The sequence below is a fragment of the Marilutibacter aestuarii genome (assembly GCF_006546775.1).
In the GTDB taxonomy this organism is placed as follows: Bacteria; Pseudomonadota; Gammaproteobacteria; order Xanthomonadales; family Xanthomonadaceae; genus Marilutibacter; species Marilutibacter aestuarii.
The window spans coordinates 1-17,060 of the sequence record NZ_VICE01000126.1 but is presented as its reverse complement, the minus strand read 5'-3'; the positions used below and the strand labels follow the sequence as shown (position 1 = coordinate 17,060).

Below are 17,060 nucleotides of genomic sequence, written 5' to 3'. Positions count from 1 at the left end.
CATGGGTAACCCGAAAAGAAAGATCGACACCCTCAGCCTCTCCATCGACGAGAGCCACCCCCAGTTCGTCAACGCGGTGGGACGCGCGATCTCGATCCTGCGCTGCTTCGAGCACGGCCCGACGCAACTGGGCAACCGCGACATCGCGCGCGAGACCGGACTGCCGAAGGCCACCGTCTCGCGCCTGACCTTCACCCTCGCGTCGCTGGGCTTCCTGAGCTACTCGGAGTCCGCCGAGAAATACGCACTGGGGACCGCGGTGTTGTCGCTGGCGCATGCCTTCATGAAGGGCAACGACGTCGTCGCGGTGGCGCGCCCGCTCATGCGCGAGCTGGCCGAGTACACGCAATCCGCGGTCATGCTGGGCGAAGCCGATCGCGGCCGGATGGTATTGCTGGAGGTTTCCCAGGGTGACCCGATGTTCGAGATGAAGCTCGCCGTGGGCGCCCGCGTGCCGCATGGCTCCACCGCCCTGGGTCGGGCCGACCTTGCCGCGCGCCCGCTGGACGTCTTCGAGCGCCACCTGCGCGAGCTCGAGCACGAATGCGAACCGGGCTACTGGCCGCGCCTGCGCGCCGGCATCGTGCGCGCGCGCCAGGACTACGAGCACTACGGCTTCTGCTTCTCGATGGGCGACTGGAACCCGGACGTGTTCGCGATCGGCGTGCCGATGGTGTCCGCCGACGGCGGCCGCGTGCTCGCGTTCAACTGCAGCGGCCGCGTTTCGGTGATGACCCGCGAACGCCTGATCGACGATTTCGGCCCACGCCTGGTCGCGCTGCGCGACCGCGTCCTGCAGGCCACCGAAGGACGCTTCTGACTGCCCGCCACCCCCGCACCGATGAGGAGCCACGCCCGATGAAAGCCGTTCTCTGCGAAGCCTGGGGACCGCCGTCCTCCCTCCGCGTCGCCGAGGTGCCCTCGCCCACGCCCGGCCCGCGCCAGGTGCTGGTCCGCACCCGCGCGGCGGCGGTCAACTTCCCCGATGCCCTGATCGTCGCCGGCAAGTACCAGTTCCGCCCGCCGCTGCCGTTCTCGCCCGGCGGCGAGCTCTCCGGCGAGGTCATCGCCACCGGGGCGGACGTCACCCGCGTCGCGGTGGGCGACAAGGTCGTCGGGCTCACGCCATTCGGTGCGTTCGCGCAGGAGGTCGCGGTGGACGAAAGCCACATCGTGCCCCTGCCCCCCGACATCGGCGACGACGCCCTGGAGATCGCCGGCAGCTTCGTCCTCACCTACGGCACCTCGCTGCACGCCCTGAAGGACCGCGCCGAGGCGAAGGAAGGCGAGACGCTGCTTGTCCTGGGCGCCGGCGGCGGCGTCGGCCTCGCTGCGGTCGAGATCGGCAAGCTGATGGGCATGCGCGTCATCGCCGCGGCGTCCAGCGAAGCCAAGCGTGATGCCGCGCGCGCGCACGGCGCCGACGAAGTGATCGACTACGGGAGCGAAGGCCTCAAGGAGCACGTCAAGGCGCTGACCGACGGCAAGGGCGTGGACGTCGTCTACGACCCGGTCGGCGGCGACTTCGCCGAGCCGGCCCTGCGCTGCGTCGGCTGGCGCGGGCGCTACCTGGTGGTGGGGTTCGCCGCCGGCGAGATACCGCGACTGCCGGTGAACCTGCTGCTGCTCAAGGGCAGCGCCCTGGTCGGGGTGTTCTGGGGCGAGTTCGTCAAGCGCGAGCCCAAGCGGAACGCCGAGAACATGAAGACCCTGTTCGGCTGGCTCGGGGAAGGACGCATCAGGCCGCACGTATCGCGGCGCTACCCGCTGTCCGGTGCCGCCGACGCGCTCGACGCGCTGCTGGCGCGCGAGGCCATCGGCAAGCTGGTGGTGCTGCCGCAGCAAGCGGACTGACCGCGGCACGCGCCGGCACGGGCGCGGTCGCATCCACATGCCATTGCGCACCCTTGGGAGGGAATGCCGATGCACAAGAACATGCGCCACTGGCCGCCCGGGGTCCCCTTGCGGATGGCCATCCCGGAAACCTCGCTGTACTTCAACTTGGACGTCGCCGCCACCCGCTACCCGGGCCGCACCGCGATCGCCTATTACGGCAGCGAGGTGTCCTACGCGGCGCTCAGGCAGGAGGTGGACCGGCTCGCCGGCTTCCTGCAGGCGCGCTTCGGCGTCGCCAAGGGCGACCGGGTCGTGCTCTACCTGCAGAACAGCCCCCAGTTCGTGGTCGCCTATCACGCCATCTTGCGTGCCGGCGCGGTCGTGGTCCCGGTCAACACGATGAACCTGGCCGCGGAGGTCGAGCACATCGTCACCGACTGCGGTGCGCGCGTCGCCATCTTCGGCCAGGAACTGGCGGCCCACGTCACGCCCCTGCTGGGCAGCGCGCTGGTGCATGGACTGTCGGCCTGCTACCGCGATTACCTGCACGCCGACACCGACCTGCCGGTGCCCGAGGTCGTCGCCCAGGACCGCCTGGCGATCGACGGCGCGACGCCCTGGCACGAGGCCGTCGCGGCCGGCATCGCGCCCATGCCGGTCGAGGTGGGCCCCGACGACCTGGCGATCATTCCCTACACTTCGGGCACCACCGGCGCGCCCAAGGGCTGCATGCACACCCATCGCAGCGTCATGCACCCGGCGATCGGCGCCGCGGAGTTCTGCCGCATCGCCAAGGACCAGGTGGCCCTTGCCGCCCTGCCGATGTTCCATGTCACCGGCCTGCAGATGGGCGTCAACGCCGTCGTCTTCGCCGGCGGCACCATGGCCATCATGACGCGCTGGGACCGGCGCTGTGCCGCGATGCTCATCCAGCGCTACCGCGTGAGCACCTGGACCGCGATCCCGACGATGCTGTTCGACTTCCTCGCCCAGCCCGACCTCGCCGATTTCGACCTGTCCTCGCTGAGCCTGCTCAGCGGCGGCGGTGCGGCCATGCCCAAGGCGGTGGCCGAAAAGATCCATGCACTGTGGGGACTGCCCTACGTGGAGGGCTACGGCCTGTCCGAGACCATGGCCACCACGCACACCAACCCGGTCCAGCGCCCGAAGGCGCAGTGCCTGGGCATACCGATCCAGGACACCGACTCGGTGGTGGTCGACCCGGACACGCTCGCCCTGCTGCCGCCCGACGGGGTCGGCGAGATCCTCATCCGCGGCCCGCAGGTGTTCAAGGGCTACTGGGGACGCGAGGACGCCACGCGCGCGGCCTTCGTCGAGATCGAAGGCGAGCGCTTCTTCCGCACCGGCGACCTGGGTTACATCGACGAGGATGGCTACTTCTTCATCGTCGATCGCCTGAAGCGGATGATCAACGCCTCCGGCTACAAGGTCTGGCCCGCCGAGGTCGAGAACCTGATGTTCGCGCACCCGGCGATCCAGGAAGCCTGCGTGATCGGCATCCGCGACCGCCAGCGCGGCGAGAGCGTCAAGCTGGTCGCGGTGCTGGCGCAGGGCCAGACCACCACCGAAGCGGAGGTGATTGCCTGGGCACGCGAACACATGGCCGCCTACAAGGTGCCGCACGTGGTCGAGTTCGTGGACCGCCTGCCCAAGAGCGGCACCGGCAAGGTCCAGTGGCGCGAACTGCAGGCCCGCGAGCGCGAACGGGAAGCCGACTGACACGGGACGCGGCGTGCGTCCTCGCGCCTGCTGCGTCCGGGAGCAGGCGCGGGCGATGCAGCACTCAAGCACCGGTGGCAGGCCGGAATGCAAGAGTCGGCGCCCAGCGTGCGCCCGGATCGAGATTCTTGACGCTTCGGTTGATGGGTTTCGCGTTGCTCTACCCATCCTGCGTTCTGGGATGACGGCGCAGGGTTGGTACCCAGCCTCGTAGGGTGGGTAGAGCCGAAGGCGAAACCCACCGTCGCGAAGCTGCACGTACGACGCGCGATGGGTTTTGCTTCGCGCTACCCATCCTACGAGGGGCATGGGATCGCAAGCCAACCGCAAAGGCGACTCGCTCCGTAGCCCGGGTAAGCGAAGCGCACCCACCGATAGTTGGAACGCAAGAGCTGGATCCCAGCGTTCGCTGGGATGACGGTGCAGGGATGGGACCCAGGCTGCCCGGATCGGCCGGTCGGCATTGCCCAGCCAGCAAAAAAAAGCCCGCCAGATGGCGGGCTCTTTCCGACTGAGGGCGTGGCTCAGTACTTCAGGCGGAAGGTGACGCCGTAGGTGCGCGGCGCACCGAGGAAGGCGTTGTAGGAGCCAGTCTGGAGCGGTGCATCGAAGCCGACCTGTGCATACGTCTCGTCGGTCAGGTTCTGGCCCCACAACTCGACCGACCAGCGGTCGGCGCTCGAAGCCAGCGTGAAGCGCGCATTGACCAGGGTGAAGGCGTCCTGCATCTTCTGCGGCGCGAGGTCCGAACCGGTGTTGTATTCGGAGGTGTACTTCGCGCCGAGGAAGAAGCGGCCGATGAGGTCATCGCTGAAACCCCACTCGTAGGTGATCGCCGCACTGCTCTGCCATTCCGGCGCGAAGCCCGGCGTGGCGCCCGGCAGGCGCGACAGCGCGGCGTCGGGCAGCGGATCGTCGCCGTACTCGGCCTGCAACCAGGTCAGGCCACCCTGCAGCGTGAGCCCGTCGATCCCGGTCTGCCAGATCATGTCGGCGTCCACGCCGTGGGTGTTGAGCTCCGGGATCGAGCGCACCACGTAGCTCGAACCCAGGAAGCTGTTGAGCTGGAAGTCGCTGTAGTCCTGCTTGAAGTACGCGGCGTTCAGCAACAGGTTGCCGTCCATCAGCGTCGCCTTCGCGCCGAGCTCGTAGGCATCGACGAACTCGCCCGGGAACGAGGTGTCGGTGCTCGGGGTCACGCCGAGCTGCACGCGGTCGAGGTTGAAGCCACCGGCCTTGTAGCCGCGCGAGGCGGAGAAGTAGGTCATCAAGGCTTCGTTCCAGCGGTACGCCGCCTTGAAGGTGCCCGACCACTCCTTCTCGTCGCGCTCCTGGTGCGTCTCGAGCCCGTTGAACAGGGTGTTGGCCCAGGGCAGGCACATGTAGCCGATCACGGTCGGCACGATATTGCCGACGAACTGCGCCGGAACGCCCCGTGCGATCAGGGCCTGCGCGACCTGCGCCGGATTGCCCAGTCCCGCGCTGCAGCTGGGGCTGCCGTTGGGGTTGGCGTAGCTGGAATCGACCTCCTTCTTCTCCTGCGTGTAGCGCAGGCCCAGGGTCAGGTCGAGCGCGTCGGTCGCGTGGAAGGTCATGTTGGTGAACGCGGCGGTGCTCTTGGCGTTCTGGTCGAAACGGTCCATCGAGCCGCGTCCGGCGAAGCTGGTGCCGTAGGGCTGGCCACCGGCCTCGGCCAGGAAGGTCGCCGCGCCATTGGTGTTGACCAGGCCCGCAGGGAAGCTCGCGGCGATGTTGTTCAACAGGGCGATCGACAGGTAGGGCTCGTACGCATTGCCCATGCTGATCGCGTCCCGGCGCACCAGGTCCTCGTCGCTGTAGAACAGGCCGACCATCCAGTCGAGGCGATCGGTCGAACCGGTCAGCCGGAACTCCTGGCTGAAGGTGTCGAAGCTCACCGAGTTCAAATCGTCGCCGTAGGCACGCGTCCAGATATCGGCGGCGGAGAAGTCCAGGTCCGATTCGTTGACGGAATCCCAGCTGCGGTTGGCGGTGATCGAGGTCAGGGTGGCATCGCCGAACCACGGCGTGATCCAGTTGACCTCGGCCGAGATGCCCTTGTCGATGGTGTCGGTGCGGGTGCCCTGGTTGCTGTACGCCAGGCGCTGCTCGGGATCGGCGACGGGAATGACGCCCTGCCCCCCGGCCAGCGCGTCGACGATGGCCGCGGCGGGGCCACGGGTGGTGGTCACGCCCACGCAACAGTTCTCGTCGCGACTGGTGAAGTCGGCGATGAAGTTGATGTCCAGGGTGTCGCTGGGCTCGAGCAGCAACTGGCTGCGCACCGACTGGAAGTTGATGTTGCCATCCTCGTCCTCGCGCCTCGGGCCCGCACCGGTCTCGACGTCGGTGACGCCGTCGCGCTTGCGCTTGGTGGCATAGATGCGAAAGGCGCTGTTCTCGCCGAGCGCGTCGTTGTAGGAGCCCGCCACGCCGATTGCGCCGTAGCTCCCCACTGTCAGCTCGCCTTCCGCGGACTGCTGGTAGTCGGGCCGCTTGGTGATCACCTGGATCAGGCCGGCGGAGGTGTTCTTGCCGAACACCGTGCCCTGCGGGCCCTTCAGGACCTCGATGCGCTCGACCTCGCCCAGGTCGCCGAAGCCGACGCCGTTGCGCGGCCGGTAGACGCCGTCGATGACGATGCCGACCGAGGATTCCAGGCCGGGGTTGTCGCCGACCGTGCCGACGCCGCGCAGGCGCGCGGTGGTCTGGCCTTCGTTGCTGGTGCTGGTCACGTTCAGCGCCGGCACCAGCAGCTGGACGTCCTTGATGTCGCGCACGCCGGCGTCCTCGAGGACCTGCTCGGGGACCACGGTCATGGAGATCGGCACGTCCTGCAGCGCCTCTTCGCGCTTCTGTGCGGTGACGGTGATCATGTCCAGCGTCTTGGGCGACGCCTCGCTTTCGGTTGCGGCAGCGGACGTGGCCGGCGCCTGTTCCTGCGCGATCGCAGGCACCAGCGGCAGCGCCACGAGGGCGAGCACGATCGACATCGACAGCGCGGTTCGGTTCGGGTGACGTGTTGCGGTACGGGCAGCGTTACGAACAGCCATGGTGCATCCCTCCCAGGATGGAAATGAGCAACCCCATGCGTCGGCTTCTCGCGCTTGCGTGGTCGTCCGGACCGACTCCGGGCCCGGTACGCGGTTGCATGCTTGGAAATCACCTGTGCGTTGGAACCGGATGCCCCTGCGCCTTCCCTCCCGTGGGCGCCCTCGCATCCGCTGGACAAGACCGATCAGACCGGGTTGGTGGCGGCGCCTCCCTCCCTCGAAACCATGCGCGGGACGGCCCTGCTCATGGCGCGCGCAGCGCCTCGATCAGGGACTCGCGCTGCCCCGGGCGCGCGGCGAAGGGGTCGGCCGGATCGCGCAGCGCGACGATGTCCTCGGCGCGACGGGCCACCCCACCCAGTGCCTGCGGGTGCGAGACGATGTAGAAGCGCCGTGCGGCGACGGACTCGAAGGTGGTCCGAGCGACGTCCTCGGCACTCACGCGACCCGAGCCCACGGCCTTCTCGACCATGGCCTCGGCAACGCGTTGCGAGCGTGTCGCATCGCCATGGGCGGCAGTGGGGCGGTTGCGCCCCGAGCGGCCGATGCCGGTGGGCACGTAATAGGGGCACAGCACCGAGCAGTGGACCCGGTCGGTGACCAGGGCCAGGTCGTGGTGCAGGGTTTCGGTGAGCGACACCACCGCGTGCTTGGTGACGTTGTAGACGCCGCTGAGCGGCGGGTTGAGCAGGCCCGCCATCGACGCGGTGTTGACCACGTGCGCCTCGAAGGCCGGATCCGCGCGCGAGGCGTCCAGCATGCGCGGCACCCAGGTGCGGACGCCATGGATGACGCCCCACAGGTTCACCCCCAGGGTCCACTCCCAGTCGGCCAGGCTGTTTTCCCACAGCAGTCCGCCGGTACCGACGCCCGCGTTGTTGAAGACCAGGTGCGCCGGCCCGAAACGGGATTCGGCGTCGTCGGCCAGCGCCTCGACCTGGCCGGCGTCGGCGACGTCGACCACGCGCGCGAAAACCGCCGCGCCGGCCGACTCGAGTTCGTGCCGCGCCGCGTCGAGCGCATCCTCCTGGACATCGGCCAGCACCAGCTTCATGCCTTCGCGTGCGCCCAGGCGCGCGAACTCCAGGCCGAACCCGGAGCCGGCGCCGGTGATCACCACGGTCCTGCCGCGCAGCGTCTCCATCGCCTCAGACCGCCGTGTAGCCGCCATCCACCGCCAGGACCTGCCCGGTGATGTGGCTGCCCGCGTCGGAGGCGAACAGCAGCGCCGCGCCCTTGAGGTCTTCGTCGCCGCCGAGCCGGCGCAGCGGCGCATTGCCGATGAGCGCCTCTTCACCGAGGTGCTGGATCAGTCCGGCGCTCATCTTCGAGGGAAAGAACCCCGGCGCAAGCGCATTGACGGTGATGCCGTGCACGCCCCACTCGCCCGCCAGCGCACGGGTGAAGTTGACCACCGCGCCCTTGGCGCTGTTGTAGGCGATCGTCTGCATGCTGCCCGGCGGATTGCCCCGCAGGCCGGCAATGGAGGCGACGTTGACGATGCGGCCGTGCTTGCGCGGGATCATCGAGCGCCGCGCGACCTGCTGGCTGAGCAGGAACAGGCCGCGCACGTTGAGATCGAAGACTTTGTCCCAGGCCTCCAGCGGATGGTCCTCGGCCGGCGCCCCCCAGCTCGTCCCGGCATTGTTGACGAGGATGTCCACCTGTCCCATGCGCTCCAGCGCCGCATCGACCAGCGCTTCCACGCCTTCGGGACGCGCGCCGTCGGCGGCGACCCAGTCGGCATCGACACCGCGCTCGCGCAGGTGGGCGGTCGCCGCCTTGAGCTCGTCCTCCTTGCGCGCCGACAGCAGGACCCGTGCGCCGTAGTCGCCCAGCGCCTCGGCGATCTGCAGCCCCAGCCCGCGGGAGCCGCCGGTGACCAGGGCGGTGCGGCCGGTGAGGTCGAAGATGTCGGTGCGTGTATTCATGGCGCCTCTTGGTGATGTGGGCTGACGGGAGCGGCAGGCAGGGCGCTGGCAGGCCGGCAGGCCCGCGGAAGTCCGTATTGCCCCCTGTGACGCGCTTTTATATTCCGCTCTATGAAACTAAGTTTCTGATTCCTGAAACAATCTAGCCTGCTATTTGCACGCATTCAATACCTCGGGGTATCCATTTTCATGGTGCAAAGCAGCATTCATCAGGGCATTTGACAGCCTGTTCGCCAAGCATCCAAACTCCGGCGCATATCGCGGTTTCGGAATTAAGTTTCATATCATGAAATTTGAAATAGACAGCGGACCGTCGCCGGCACAAGGGGAAACCCTGGAGGCGGCGGGGCCCATGGCCGGCTGGCCGCGGCGTCTGCCTGCCGTCGGCCGGCGACCCCATCCGTCCGCCGCCCCGTCCCGCACCTCCCTCTCCCCGCCCGCGGCCGCCTGATCCAGGAACCCCCATGGGAAGCCCCAAACGCAGCATCGACGTCTTCAACCGGCCCTTCGACGAGACCCACCCCCAGTTCGTCAATGCGGTCGGGCGCGCCTTCGCGATCCTCCGCTGTTTCGAGCACGGCGAGCGCTACCTGGGCAACCAGGACATCGCCCGCCAGACCCTGCTGCCCAAGCCGACGGTGTCGCGGCTGACCTTCACCCTGGCATCGCTGGGCTACCTGGAGTACTCGGCGACGCTGGAGAAGTACGCGCTCGGCACCGCGGTGCTCGGACTGAGCCACGCCTACATGAAGAACAACGACGTGGTGTCGGTTGCACGCCCGCTGATGAAGGAACTGGCCGAATACACCCAGTCGGCGGTCATGCTCGGGGCCGCCGATGGGTTGCGGATGATCCTGCTGGAGGTCTGCCAGGGCGACCACACCTTCCAGCTCAACCTGGCGCCGGGCATGCGCGTGCCGCACGGCTCCACGGCGCTGGGCCGCGCCGACCTCGCCGCGCGGCCGCCGGAGCTGTTCGAGCAGCGGCTCGCCGAACTGAAGGACGACTGCGATCCCGAGCAATGGCCTCGAATCCATGCCGGCATCGTCCGCGCCCGCGAGGAGTACGAGACCTACGGCTTCTGCTTCTCGATGGGCGAGTGGAACCCCGACGTGTTCGCGGTGGGCGTACCGATGATGTCCAGCGACCGCGGGCGGGTGCTCGCGTTCAACTGCAGCGGGCGGATCTCGGTGATGACGCGCGAGAAGCTCGTCCAGGATTTCGGGCCCAAGCTGGTGGCGCTGCGCAACACCGTATTCGAGAAAGTCGAAGGCCGCTTCTAGGCGCGGCGGCGCCGGCAGGGCCGGCATCACATGCAGGGGATTGGAACGCGATGACCGGGAGGGCACGATGAAGCAAACGCGACAGGGCGCCACCGCCGCCGGATGGCGCTGGGGACCATTCACCTGCCGGATTCCGTTCCTGCACTCGCGCCTGCTGTGGCCCGAGTTCCTGCAGGGCACGCTGGTGGCGACCGCCACCGGGCTGGCCCTGGTGCCGGTCCTGAGCGGCTACTTCGGCATGAGCTTCGAGCAGGCCGTGGCCTGCGTGCTGTTCAACAGCATCTTCCTGGTCTCGTCGCTGTACATCTTCGGCGAACCCTACGCGCCGGGCTGGACCACCGCGGCGCTGCCGCTGGCGCTGGCCTACGTGATCGCCGGCTACCCCGACCCGACCACCCGCTTCCAGGCGATGACCGCGTTGACGCTCAGCTATGCCGCGCTGGTCTTCGTGCTTGGCGTCACCGGCCTGGGGCGCAAGCTGATGCGCTGGCTGCCCACGACGCTGAAGGCGGGCATCCTGTTGGGCGCGGCGCTGTCTGCCTTCCGCCGCGTGTTCGTCGACGATGGCGGCAAGCTGCTGATGTCGCAACCGGTGACCACCGCGGTCGCCTGCGCGATCTGCCTGGTGTGCGTGTTCTCCACGCCGTTCCGCCGCCTGGTCGAACGCCATCGTTCGCTGTCGCTCCTGGTCGCGCTGGGACTGCTGCCGGGCTTCCTCGCGGCCGCGCTCATCGGTCCGCTCGTCGGCGAGGTGCAGTACGACATCCAGTGGGGCTGGTTGTTGCCGCCGATGGGCGAGGCGATGGCGAAGATGTCGCCCTTCAGCATCGGCTGGCCGCCGCTGGAGATGTACCTGGCGGGCATCCCGCTGGTGCTGGTCACCTACGTCATCCAGTTCGGCGACTGGGTGACCGGCAACGAAGTCCTGCGCGAGGCCGCACCATCGCGACCCGACGACCCGGTCGACATCAACGCCAGCCGATCGCATCTCGCACTCGCCATCCGCAACGCCGCCTCGGCCCTGGTGTCGCCGTTCTTCACCACCCAGGGCAGCCTGTGGACCGGCGTCCACGTGATCGTCGTCAAGCGCTGGAAAGAGGGGCCGCGCGCCGTCCCCGACCTGCACAGCGGCATGATGTCCTACTACCTGATGGGCCTGCCCTTCATCTATTTCATCCTGCCATTGCTGACGGCGATGAAACCGCTGCTCGGCATCGCGCTGTCCTTGACCCTGGTGCTGACCGGCTTTGCCTGCGCCTACATCGGGATGGCGATCCCGCGCGACGCCAGCGCGCGGGGCGCGGCCATGCTCACCGGCGCAGCGCTGGCGCTGCTGCAGCCCTGGGTGGGCCTGCTGGTCGGCATCGGCGTGTGCCTGCTGCTGGTCGGCCCCGAGCGGCAGGCGACGCCCGCAGCGGCGCCCGCGATCGACCCCGAGCCCTGACCCACGCCGATACGACCGGAGGCCGCATGAGCGCGCGCGACGACTACCGCCACTTCCTGCCGATCCCGACGCGTTGGAAGGACAACGACGTGTATGGCCACGTCAACAACGTCGAGTACTACAGCTACTTCGACACGGTCATCAACACATGGCTGATCCAGCGCGGCGGGCTGGACATCCATCGCGGCGCGGTCATCGGCCTGTGCGCGGAATCGCACTGCCGCTTCAACGGCGAACTGGCCTTCCCCGAAACCGTCGAAGCCGGCCTGCGCGTGGAGCACCTGGGCAACGCCAGCGTGCGCTACGGAGTCGGCCTGTTTCGCCCCGGGCGCGATACGGCCGCCGCCGAAGGCTGGTTCGTGCACGTCTTCGTCGACCGCGACAGCCGTCGCTCGCATCCCATCCCAGCGGCGATCCGCGAGGCCCTGCTGCCGCTGCACGTGCCGGCGGAGGCGCGGGCATGAAGGTACGCGCCGCGGTCCTGCGCGAGATGGGCCGGCCTGCGCCATACGCAGGCTCGCGTCCGCTCGGCGTCGAGACCCTCAAACTCTCGGGGCCGGGCGCGGGGGAACTGCTCGTGCGGGTGCTCGCCGCCGGCCTGTGCCACTCCGACCTGTCGGTGATCGACGGCTCGCGGCCACGACCGTTGCCGATGGTGCTCGGCCACGAGGCCGTCGGCGAGGTGCTGGAGGTGGGCCGGGACACGCCCGGATTCCAGCCGGGCGACCGCGTCGTGTTCTCCTTCGTGCCGATGTGCGGGCACTGCGCCCCCTGCGCCAGCGGGCGCCCGGTGCTGTGCGAACCCGGCGCGCTCGCCAACGCGGAGGGACGCCTGCTCGGTGGTGCCCGGCACTGGCGCGATGCCGACGGGACGCGCCTGCAACACCACCTGGGCGTGTCCTGCTTCAGCGAATGCACGGTGGTCTCGGCGCGTTCGGCGGTGCGGATCGAGCGGGACCTCGCGCCCACGACCGCCGCGCTGTTCGGCTGCGCGGTCATGACCGGCGTCGGCGCGGTGGTGAACACCGCCCGCGTACGACCCGGCGAAGGCGTGGCGGTCTTCGGACTCGGCGGCGTCGGGCTGGCGGCGCTGCTGGGCGCGGTCGCGGCGAGCGCCCACCCCCTGGTCGCGGTCGACGTGGTGCCGGAAAAGCTGGCGCTGGCGCGCTCGCTGGGCGCGACGCACTGCATCGATGCCGCCACCACCGACCCGGTCGAGGCGATCCGGGAGATCACCCGCGGCGGTGTCGAGCACGCGATCGAGTCGGTCGGCAACGAACGCGTGCTGGCCCAGGCCTACGCCGCGACGCGTCGCGGCGGCACCACGATCACGGTCGGCCTGCCGGCGCCGGATCGCATGTTCAGCGTGCCCGCCGTCAGCCTGGTGGCGGAGGAGCGCTGCGTACGCGGGTCGTACATGGGCTCGGCCGTCCCCTCGCGCGACATACCGCGCTACATCGCCCTGCACCGCAGCGGCCGCCTGCCGGTGGAGCGCCTGCTCACGCATACGTTGTCGCTCGACGGCGTCAACGAAGGATTCGACCGGCTCGCCGCCGGCACTGCGATCCGCCAGGTCATCGCCTTCGATACCTGAGGACCGGGCGCGCGCTACCCGTCGCCCCGCCAGCGCCACCATGCGCCGTAGTATTCTCGTGTCCGGACTCCACTCCCACGAGGCACGGCCCACATGAAGACACGGTCCTGGACACAGGTTCCACGCATGGCGATCCCGGCGCTCCTGCTCGTCGCGCTCGCCGCCTGCTCCAGCGGACCGGTGCGCCGGGTCTCCGAGCCCGCCGCGCGCCTGCAGCAGCTCACGGTCAACGTGGACGGCAGCTGGACGGCGCAGGTGCGGCTGGAAAACTACAGCAGCATCCCGATGCGCTTCGAGCGCTTCGACCTCGTGCTCCAGGCCGGCGGCCAGGAGGCGGGCGCGTTGCGCGCCAGTCCCGCGCTCGACATCGGCCCGGAGTCGGCCGACGTGGTCGAAGCACGACTGGTCCCGGCCGCCGCCGCCAAGCTGGCCGCCGCGGACGCGCTGGCGGCCGGTCGCAGCCTGTCCTACTCGCTGACCGGCACGGTCGTCGCCACGCCCGACGAGAGCAGCAAGTCGCGCGATTTCGACATCGAGCGCAACAGCGCGCTGAGCCCAGCGCCGGGCCTGCCCGGCGTGCTGCGCTGAGCCCGCCCTCCCCCTTCCCGCACACGGTCCACGATGAGCACCTACAAAGCCCCCCTCGACGACATCCGCTTCGTCCTGTTCGACGTCCTCCATGCCGACGCCGCCTTCCAGCGACTGGGATTCACCGACGCCACCCGCGACATCCTCGACGCGGTGATGGACGAAGGCGCGCGCTTCTGCGAGTCCGTCCTCGCGCCGCTCAACGCGGTCGGCGACCAGGCCGGCTGCACGCTGGACAAGGCCAGCGGCCAGGTCACGACGCCGCCCGGCTTCAAGGAGGCCTACGCCGAATACGCCGCCGGCGGTTGGGCCGGCCTGTCCTCGCCGGAGGCTTTCGGCGGCCAGGGCCTGCCGCACGCCGCCGGCGTGCCGATCAAGGAGATGATCGACGCGGCCAACCTGTCCTGGGGCAACTTCCCGCTGCTCTCGCACGGCGCCACCGAAGCCCTGCTGCACCATGGCGAGGACTGGCAGCGCGAGGCGTTCCTGCGCCCCCTCGTCGAGGGCCGCTGGACCGGCACCATGTGCCTGACCGAGCCGCATTGCGGCAGTGACCTGGGCCTGCTGAAGACGCGCGCCGAACCCTGCAGCGACGGCAGCTACTCGATCACCGGCACCAAGATCTTCATCACCGCCGGCGAGCACGACTTCACCGAGAACATCGTCCACCTGGTACTGGCCCGTCTGCCCGACGCCCCCGCGGGCAGCAAGGGCATCTCGCTGTTCGTGGTGCCCAAGGTCCGGGTCGACCGCAAGGGCGCCATGCGCGAGGCCAACGCGGTGCGCTGCGGCAGCCTGGAACACAAGATGGGCATCCACGGCTCGGCGACGTGCGTGATCAATTTCGATGCCGCCCAAGGCTATCTGGTCGGGCAGCCGCACAAGGGCCTGATGGGCATGTTCACCATGATGAACTCCGCCCGCCTCGCCGTCGGCCTGCAGGGCCTGGGCCTGTCCGACCGCGCCCTGCAGAACGCGCTGCGCTATTCGCGCGAACGCCTGCAGATGCGGGCGCTCAGTGGCCCGCGCCATCCGGAGAAGCCCGCCGATCCCATCATCGTCCACCCTGACGTGCGCCGCATGTTGCTGACCTGCAAGGCACTGGTCGAAGGCGGTCGCGCGATGGCCTACCACAGCGCCCTGCTGCTCGATGAAGCCCACGACGCCGATGCCGACGCACGCGCGGCGGCGGACGCGCTGCTCGGCTTCATGACCCCCATCGTCAAGGCCTGCCTGACCGAATGGGGCGTGGAGTGCACCTACCATGCGCTGCAGTGCTTCGGCGGCCACGGCTACATCGCCGAGCACGGCATGGAGCAACTGGCGCGCGACGCGCGCATCACCACCCTGTACGAGGGCACCACCGGGATCCAGGCGCTCGACCTGCTGGGCCGCAAGGTGATCCAGCTGCAGGGTGCCGGGCTGAAGGTCATGCTCGGCATGGTCGAGGCCTTCTGCAAGGAACACGCGCAGGACGAACGCCTGGCCCCGTTCGTGGGCCCGCTGCAGGCCAGCGCCGCCGAATGGCAGCAGCTGACCACGCGCATCGCCAAGGCCGCCGCCGGCAATGCCGACGAGATCGGCGCCGCCGCCTACGACTACCTGATGTACTCGGGCTACGTGGCCCTGGCCTACTGGTGGGCGCGCAGCGTGGCGGCGGCGGACGCCTCCTCGCATCCAGACGCCTTCAAGCAGGACAAGCGCGATACCGCCACGTTCTATTTCGCACGCATCCTGCCGCGTGCACTGGCGCACGCGGCCGCGATCGAAAGCGGCATCGCCTCGCTGCCGGAACTGGGCGAGGCATGAGCCAGGGTCCAGGCCGGGTCGGGCACGCGATCCGCCCGGCCACCAGTGCGGACGACGCGTTCATCCTGGGCTTCGTCGATCGCTTCAGCGAGTTCCCGCTCCCCCCCGGCCGCAGCCGGGAGACCGTCGGCGCCGGGGTGCGCGGCGACCTGTCACGGCACCTGGCGACGCGACCGGCGCATTCGCACTTCTTCGTGATCGAGGTCGACGGCGCCGCCGCGGGGTTCGTGCACCTGCTCATGGACACCGACTTCTTCGACGGCGGCGCCACCTGCCACGTCTCCGACCTCGCGATCGCGACCGACTTCGAAGGTCGCGGCCTCGCGCGCGCACTGCTGGCGCACGCCGATGCCTTCGCCCGCGCGAGCGACTGCAGCCGGTTGACCCTGTCGGTGTTCCCGGGCAACGAACGCGCACAGCGCCTGTACCTGTCGCAGGGTTTCGACGTCGACCTGCTGAGGATGGGCAAGCCGCTGGGCCGCTAGGCCGGCCCGCGATCGGGGCGAGCTACACAAAACGTCAACAAAGGCGTATAAGCTGGTGTCCCGATGGAGACCGATAGAGCGCCACTACGCCTGGTCCACGCCGGGACGCCCGAAGCCTCGCTTCGGAGCGGCCTGGATGCTTCGCCGTCGCCCGGCCTGCGAGCCGTCCCCGATCCTTCCTTCGAACGCCTGGACGCCGTGCGACTGCTGTCGCTCGATGCCTGCGGCCGCGTGCTCGACTGGATGAGCTGGCAGGACGCCGCCTGCCTGTATGCACGCGATGCCGTCGCCTGGACGCTGGGCGAACCCTGCCTGCGCGTGCATGGCGGCATCAATCGCGTCACCGGCCAGCAAAGCCTGCTGGAACTGCCGCCGATCATCGCCGCGCGCGGCCATGCGCGCGCCGGCGCGCTGGATCCCACGCCCGCGCTGACCAACAGCGCGCTGTTCGCGCGCGACAGCCACCTGTGCCTGTACTGCGGCCAGAAGTACGCCCGCCCGAAACTCACCCGCGACCACGTTCAACCGGTGTCCAAGGGCGGTCGCGACATCTGGGAGAACGTGGTGTCGGCGTGCTTCAACTGCAATTCCCGCAAGGGCAACCGGACGCCGCACCAGGCCAACATGCCGCTGCTGGCGGTTCCCTACCGGCCCAGCTGGATCGAACACCTGATCCTGTCGAACCGGAACATCCTGGCCGACCAGATGGCTTTCCTGCGGACCCAGTTGCCGCGCGACAGCCGCGTCAACGCCTGAGCCCCACGCAGGTTCATGCGGCGGAGCAACATCGGCGCCGCGGGCCCCCGGCAGCGCCGTGCGGGGCGACTGACCCGGAATGTCGCAGTGGCGCCCTCCCGCGTCACATGCAGGCACCGTGCGTCGTTTCGGGACGACGGAACGGCGCCGCGGACGCATATTCGTCGCCCGAAGATTGACGCCAAGGCCCAGCTTGGCAAAACTCGCCCGACATATCAGCGCATGCAGCGCGCAACATGGATCTTGTATGCCACTGACCATTGGCCTGACCGGAATGGACCCGAACACCGAATCCGGCCTGACGGACGCCATCAACGCCGCCAACGACCGTATCGGCCGCGCCTGGAAACTGTTGCCGGAAAGCCAGGCCGACTATGTCGTCGTCGACATGGACAGCATGTACGGTCCCATGAGCTGGCTTCGACTGCATGCCACCGGCAAGCAGGTCATCGGCCTGACTACCGCCCCGCGCACGCAGACCGACTACCGCCTCGAGCGCCCCTTCGACGCCCACAGCGTCTCG

General features: G+C 69.1%; 15 protein-coding genes. 12 read left to right on the top strand and 3 right to left on the bottom strand.

The genetic code is table 11. From position 1 onward, the window contains the following. Position 1 precedes the first annotated feature (1 nt). The 3 genes from FKV25_RS13090 to FKV25_RS13080 all read left to right on the top strand — a co-directional run bounded on the left by FKV25_RS13090 (position 2) and on the right by FKV25_RS13080 (position 3,576). Positions 2–820: an IclR family transcriptional regulator gene (locus FKV25_RS13090; RefSeq protein ID WP_141519245.1), complete on the top strand. Its 819-nt coding sequence runs from the start codon at positions 2–4 to the stop codon at positions 818–820. A gap of 38 nt (positions 821–858) precedes the next feature. Then, complete coding sequence (locus FKV25_RS13085; protein ID WP_141519244.1) at positions 859–1,854, top strand: NADPH:quinone oxidoreductase family protein; 996 nt, start codon at positions 859–861, stop codon at positions 1,852–1,854. Positions 1,855–1,923: 69 nt separating this feature from the next. Continuing rightward, on the top strand, positions 1,924–3,576 hold the full coding sequence (locus tag FKV25_RS13080; RefSeq protein WP_141519243.1) for a long-chain-fatty-acid--CoA ligase: 1,653 nt from the start codon (positions 1,924–1,926) through the stop codon (positions 3,574–3,576). Between the two features lie 524 nt (positions 3,577–4,100). On the opposite strand, the gene FKV25_RS13075 is transcribed toward FKV25_RS13080, so the two are convergent. The 3 genes from FKV25_RS13075 to FKV25_RS13065 all read right to left on the bottom strand — a co-directional run bounded on the left by FKV25_RS13075 (position 4,101) and on the right by FKV25_RS13065 (position 8,578). Then, positions 4,101–6,587: a TonB-dependent receptor gene (locus FKV25_RS13075; protein ID WP_246072090.1), complete on the bottom strand. Its 2,487-nt coding sequence runs from the start codon at positions 6,585–6,587 to the stop codon at positions 4,101–4,103. Between the two features lie 304 nt (positions 6,588–6,891). Beyond that, positions 6,892–7,791, bottom strand: coding sequence for an SDR family oxidoreductase (locus tag FKV25_RS13070; RefSeq protein WP_141519241.1), 900 nt, complete (start codon positions 7,789–7,791; stop codon positions 6,892–6,894). Between the two features lie 4 nt (positions 7,792–7,795). Further along, complete coding sequence (locus tag FKV25_RS13065) at positions 7,796–8,578, bottom strand: SDR family oxidoreductase (protein WP_141519240.1); 783 nt, start codon at positions 8,576–8,578, stop codon at positions 7,796–7,798. A gap of 464 nt (positions 8,579–9,042) precedes the next feature. Here FKV25_RS13065 and FKV25_RS13060 point away from each other — a divergent pair, with 464 nt between their 5' ends. The 9 genes from FKV25_RS13060 to FKV25_RS13020 form a co-directional block, all read left to right on the top strand. Beyond that, positions 9,043–9,861 carry an IclR family transcriptional regulator gene (locus tag FKV25_RS13060; protein WP_141519239.1) on the top strand — a complete coding sequence of 273 codons (819 nt, stop codon included), beginning with the start codon at positions 9,043–9,045 and terminating at the stop codon, positions 9,859–9,861. 67 nt (positions 9,862–9,928) lie between these two features. Further along, positions 9,929–11,305: a hypothetical protein gene (locus tag FKV25_RS13055; protein WP_141519238.1), complete on the top strand. Its 1,377-nt coding sequence runs from the start codon at positions 9,929–9,931 to the stop codon at positions 11,303–11,305. A 26-nt stretch (positions 11,306–11,331) separates the two neighbouring features. Then, positions 11,332–11,769, top strand: coding sequence for an acyl-CoA thioesterase (locus FKV25_RS13050; protein ID WP_141519237.1), 438 nt, complete (start codon positions 11,332–11,334; stop codon positions 11,767–11,769). After that, positions 11,766–12,899 carry a zinc-dependent alcohol dehydrogenase family protein gene (locus tag FKV25_RS13045; protein ID WP_141519236.1) on the top strand — a complete coding sequence of 378 codons (1,134 nt, stop codon included), beginning with the start codon at positions 11,766–11,768 and terminating at the stop codon, positions 12,897–12,899. The genes FKV25_RS13050 and FKV25_RS13045 overlap by 4 nt, the downstream gene beginning before the upstream one ends. Before the next feature lie 93 nt (positions 12,900–12,992). Next, positions 12,993–13,487 carry a hypothetical protein gene (locus FKV25_RS13040; RefSeq protein ID WP_425462632.1) on the top strand — a complete coding sequence of 165 codons (495 nt, stop codon included), beginning with the start codon at positions 12,993–12,995 and terminating at the stop codon, positions 13,485–13,487. A 33-nt stretch (positions 13,488–13,520) separates the two neighbouring features. Next, positions 13,521–15,296, top strand: a complete 1,776-nt coding sequence (locus tag FKV25_RS13035; protein ID WP_141519235.1) for an acyl-CoA dehydrogenase C-terminal domain-containing protein — start codon at positions 13,521–13,523, stop codon at positions 15,294–15,296. Beyond that, positions 15,293–15,781: a GNAT family N-acetyltransferase gene (locus tag FKV25_RS13030; RefSeq protein ID WP_141519234.1), complete on the top strand. Its 489-nt coding sequence runs from the start codon at positions 15,293–15,295 to the stop codon at positions 15,779–15,781. Before FKV25_RS13035 ends, FKV25_RS13030 begins: the two co-directional genes overlap by 4 nt. 63 nt (positions 15,782–15,844) lie before the next feature. Beyond that, positions 15,845–16,537, top strand: coding sequence for an HNH endonuclease (locus tag FKV25_RS13025; RefSeq protein ID WP_141519233.1), 693 nt, complete (start codon positions 15,845–15,847; stop codon positions 16,535–16,537). Between the two features lie 247 nt (positions 16,538–16,784). Further along, positions 16,785–17,060, top strand: a 276-nt coding sequence (locus FKV25_RS13020; RefSeq protein ID WP_141519232.1) for a hypothetical protein, incomplete at its 3' end; no start/stop codon positions are given.

What these genes read in the sequence shown, in the direction of transcription:
- FKV25_RS13090 (WP_141519245.1), top strand. Translation starts at nt 2, where the DNA reads ATGGGTAACCCGAAAAGAAAGATCGACACCCTCAGCCTCTCCATCGAC.
- FKV25_RS13085 (WP_141519244.1), top strand. Translation starts at nt 859, where the DNA reads ATGAAAGCCGTTCTCTGCGAAGCCTGGGGACCGCCGTCCTCCCTCCGC.
- FKV25_RS13080 (WP_141519243.1), top strand. Translation starts at nt 1,924, where the DNA reads ATGCACAAGAACATGCGCCACTGGCCGCCCGGGGTCCCCTTGCGGATG.
- FKV25_RS13075 (WP_246072090.1), bottom strand. Translation starts at nt 6,587, where the DNA reads ATGTCGATCGTGCTCGCCCTCGTGGCGCTGCCGCTGGTGCCTGCGATC.
- FKV25_RS13070 (WP_141519241.1), bottom strand. Translation starts at nt 7,791, where the DNA reads ATGGAGACGCTGCGCGGCAGGACCGTGGTGATCACCGGCGCCGGCTCC.
- FKV25_RS13065 (WP_141519240.1), bottom strand. Translation starts at nt 8,578, where the DNA reads ATGAATACACGCACCGACATCTTCGACCTCACCGGCCGCACCGCCCTG.
- FKV25_RS13060 (WP_141519239.1), top strand. Translation starts at nt 9,043, where the DNA reads ATGGGAAGCCCCAAACGCAGCATCGACGTCTTCAACCGGCCCTTCGAC.
- FKV25_RS13055 (WP_141519238.1), top strand. Translation starts at nt 9,929, where the DNA reads ATGAAGCAAACGCGACAGGGCGCCACCGCCGCCGGATGGCGCTGGGGA.
- FKV25_RS13050 (WP_141519237.1), top strand. Translation starts at nt 11,332, where the DNA reads ATGAGCGCGCGCGACGACTACCGCCACTTCCTGCCGATCCCGACGCGT.
- FKV25_RS13045 (WP_141519236.1), top strand. Translation starts at nt 11,766, where the DNA reads ATGAAGGTACGCGCCGCGGTCCTGCGCGAGATGGGCCGGCCTGCGCCA.
- FKV25_RS13040 (WP_425462632.1), top strand. Translation starts at nt 12,993, where the DNA reads ATGAAGACACGGTCCTGGACACAGGTTCCACGCATGGCGATCCCGGCG.
- FKV25_RS13035 (WP_141519235.1), top strand. Translation starts at nt 13,521, where the DNA reads ATGAGCACCTACAAAGCCCCCCTCGACGACATCCGCTTCGTCCTGTTC.
- FKV25_RS13030 (WP_141519234.1), top strand. Translation starts at nt 15,293, where the DNA reads ATGAGCCAGGGTCCAGGCCGGGTCGGGCACGCGATCCGCCCGGCCACC.
- FKV25_RS13025 (WP_141519233.1), top strand. Translation starts at nt 15,845, where the DNA reads ATGGAGACCGATAGAGCGCCACTACGCCTGGTCCACGCCGGGACGCCC.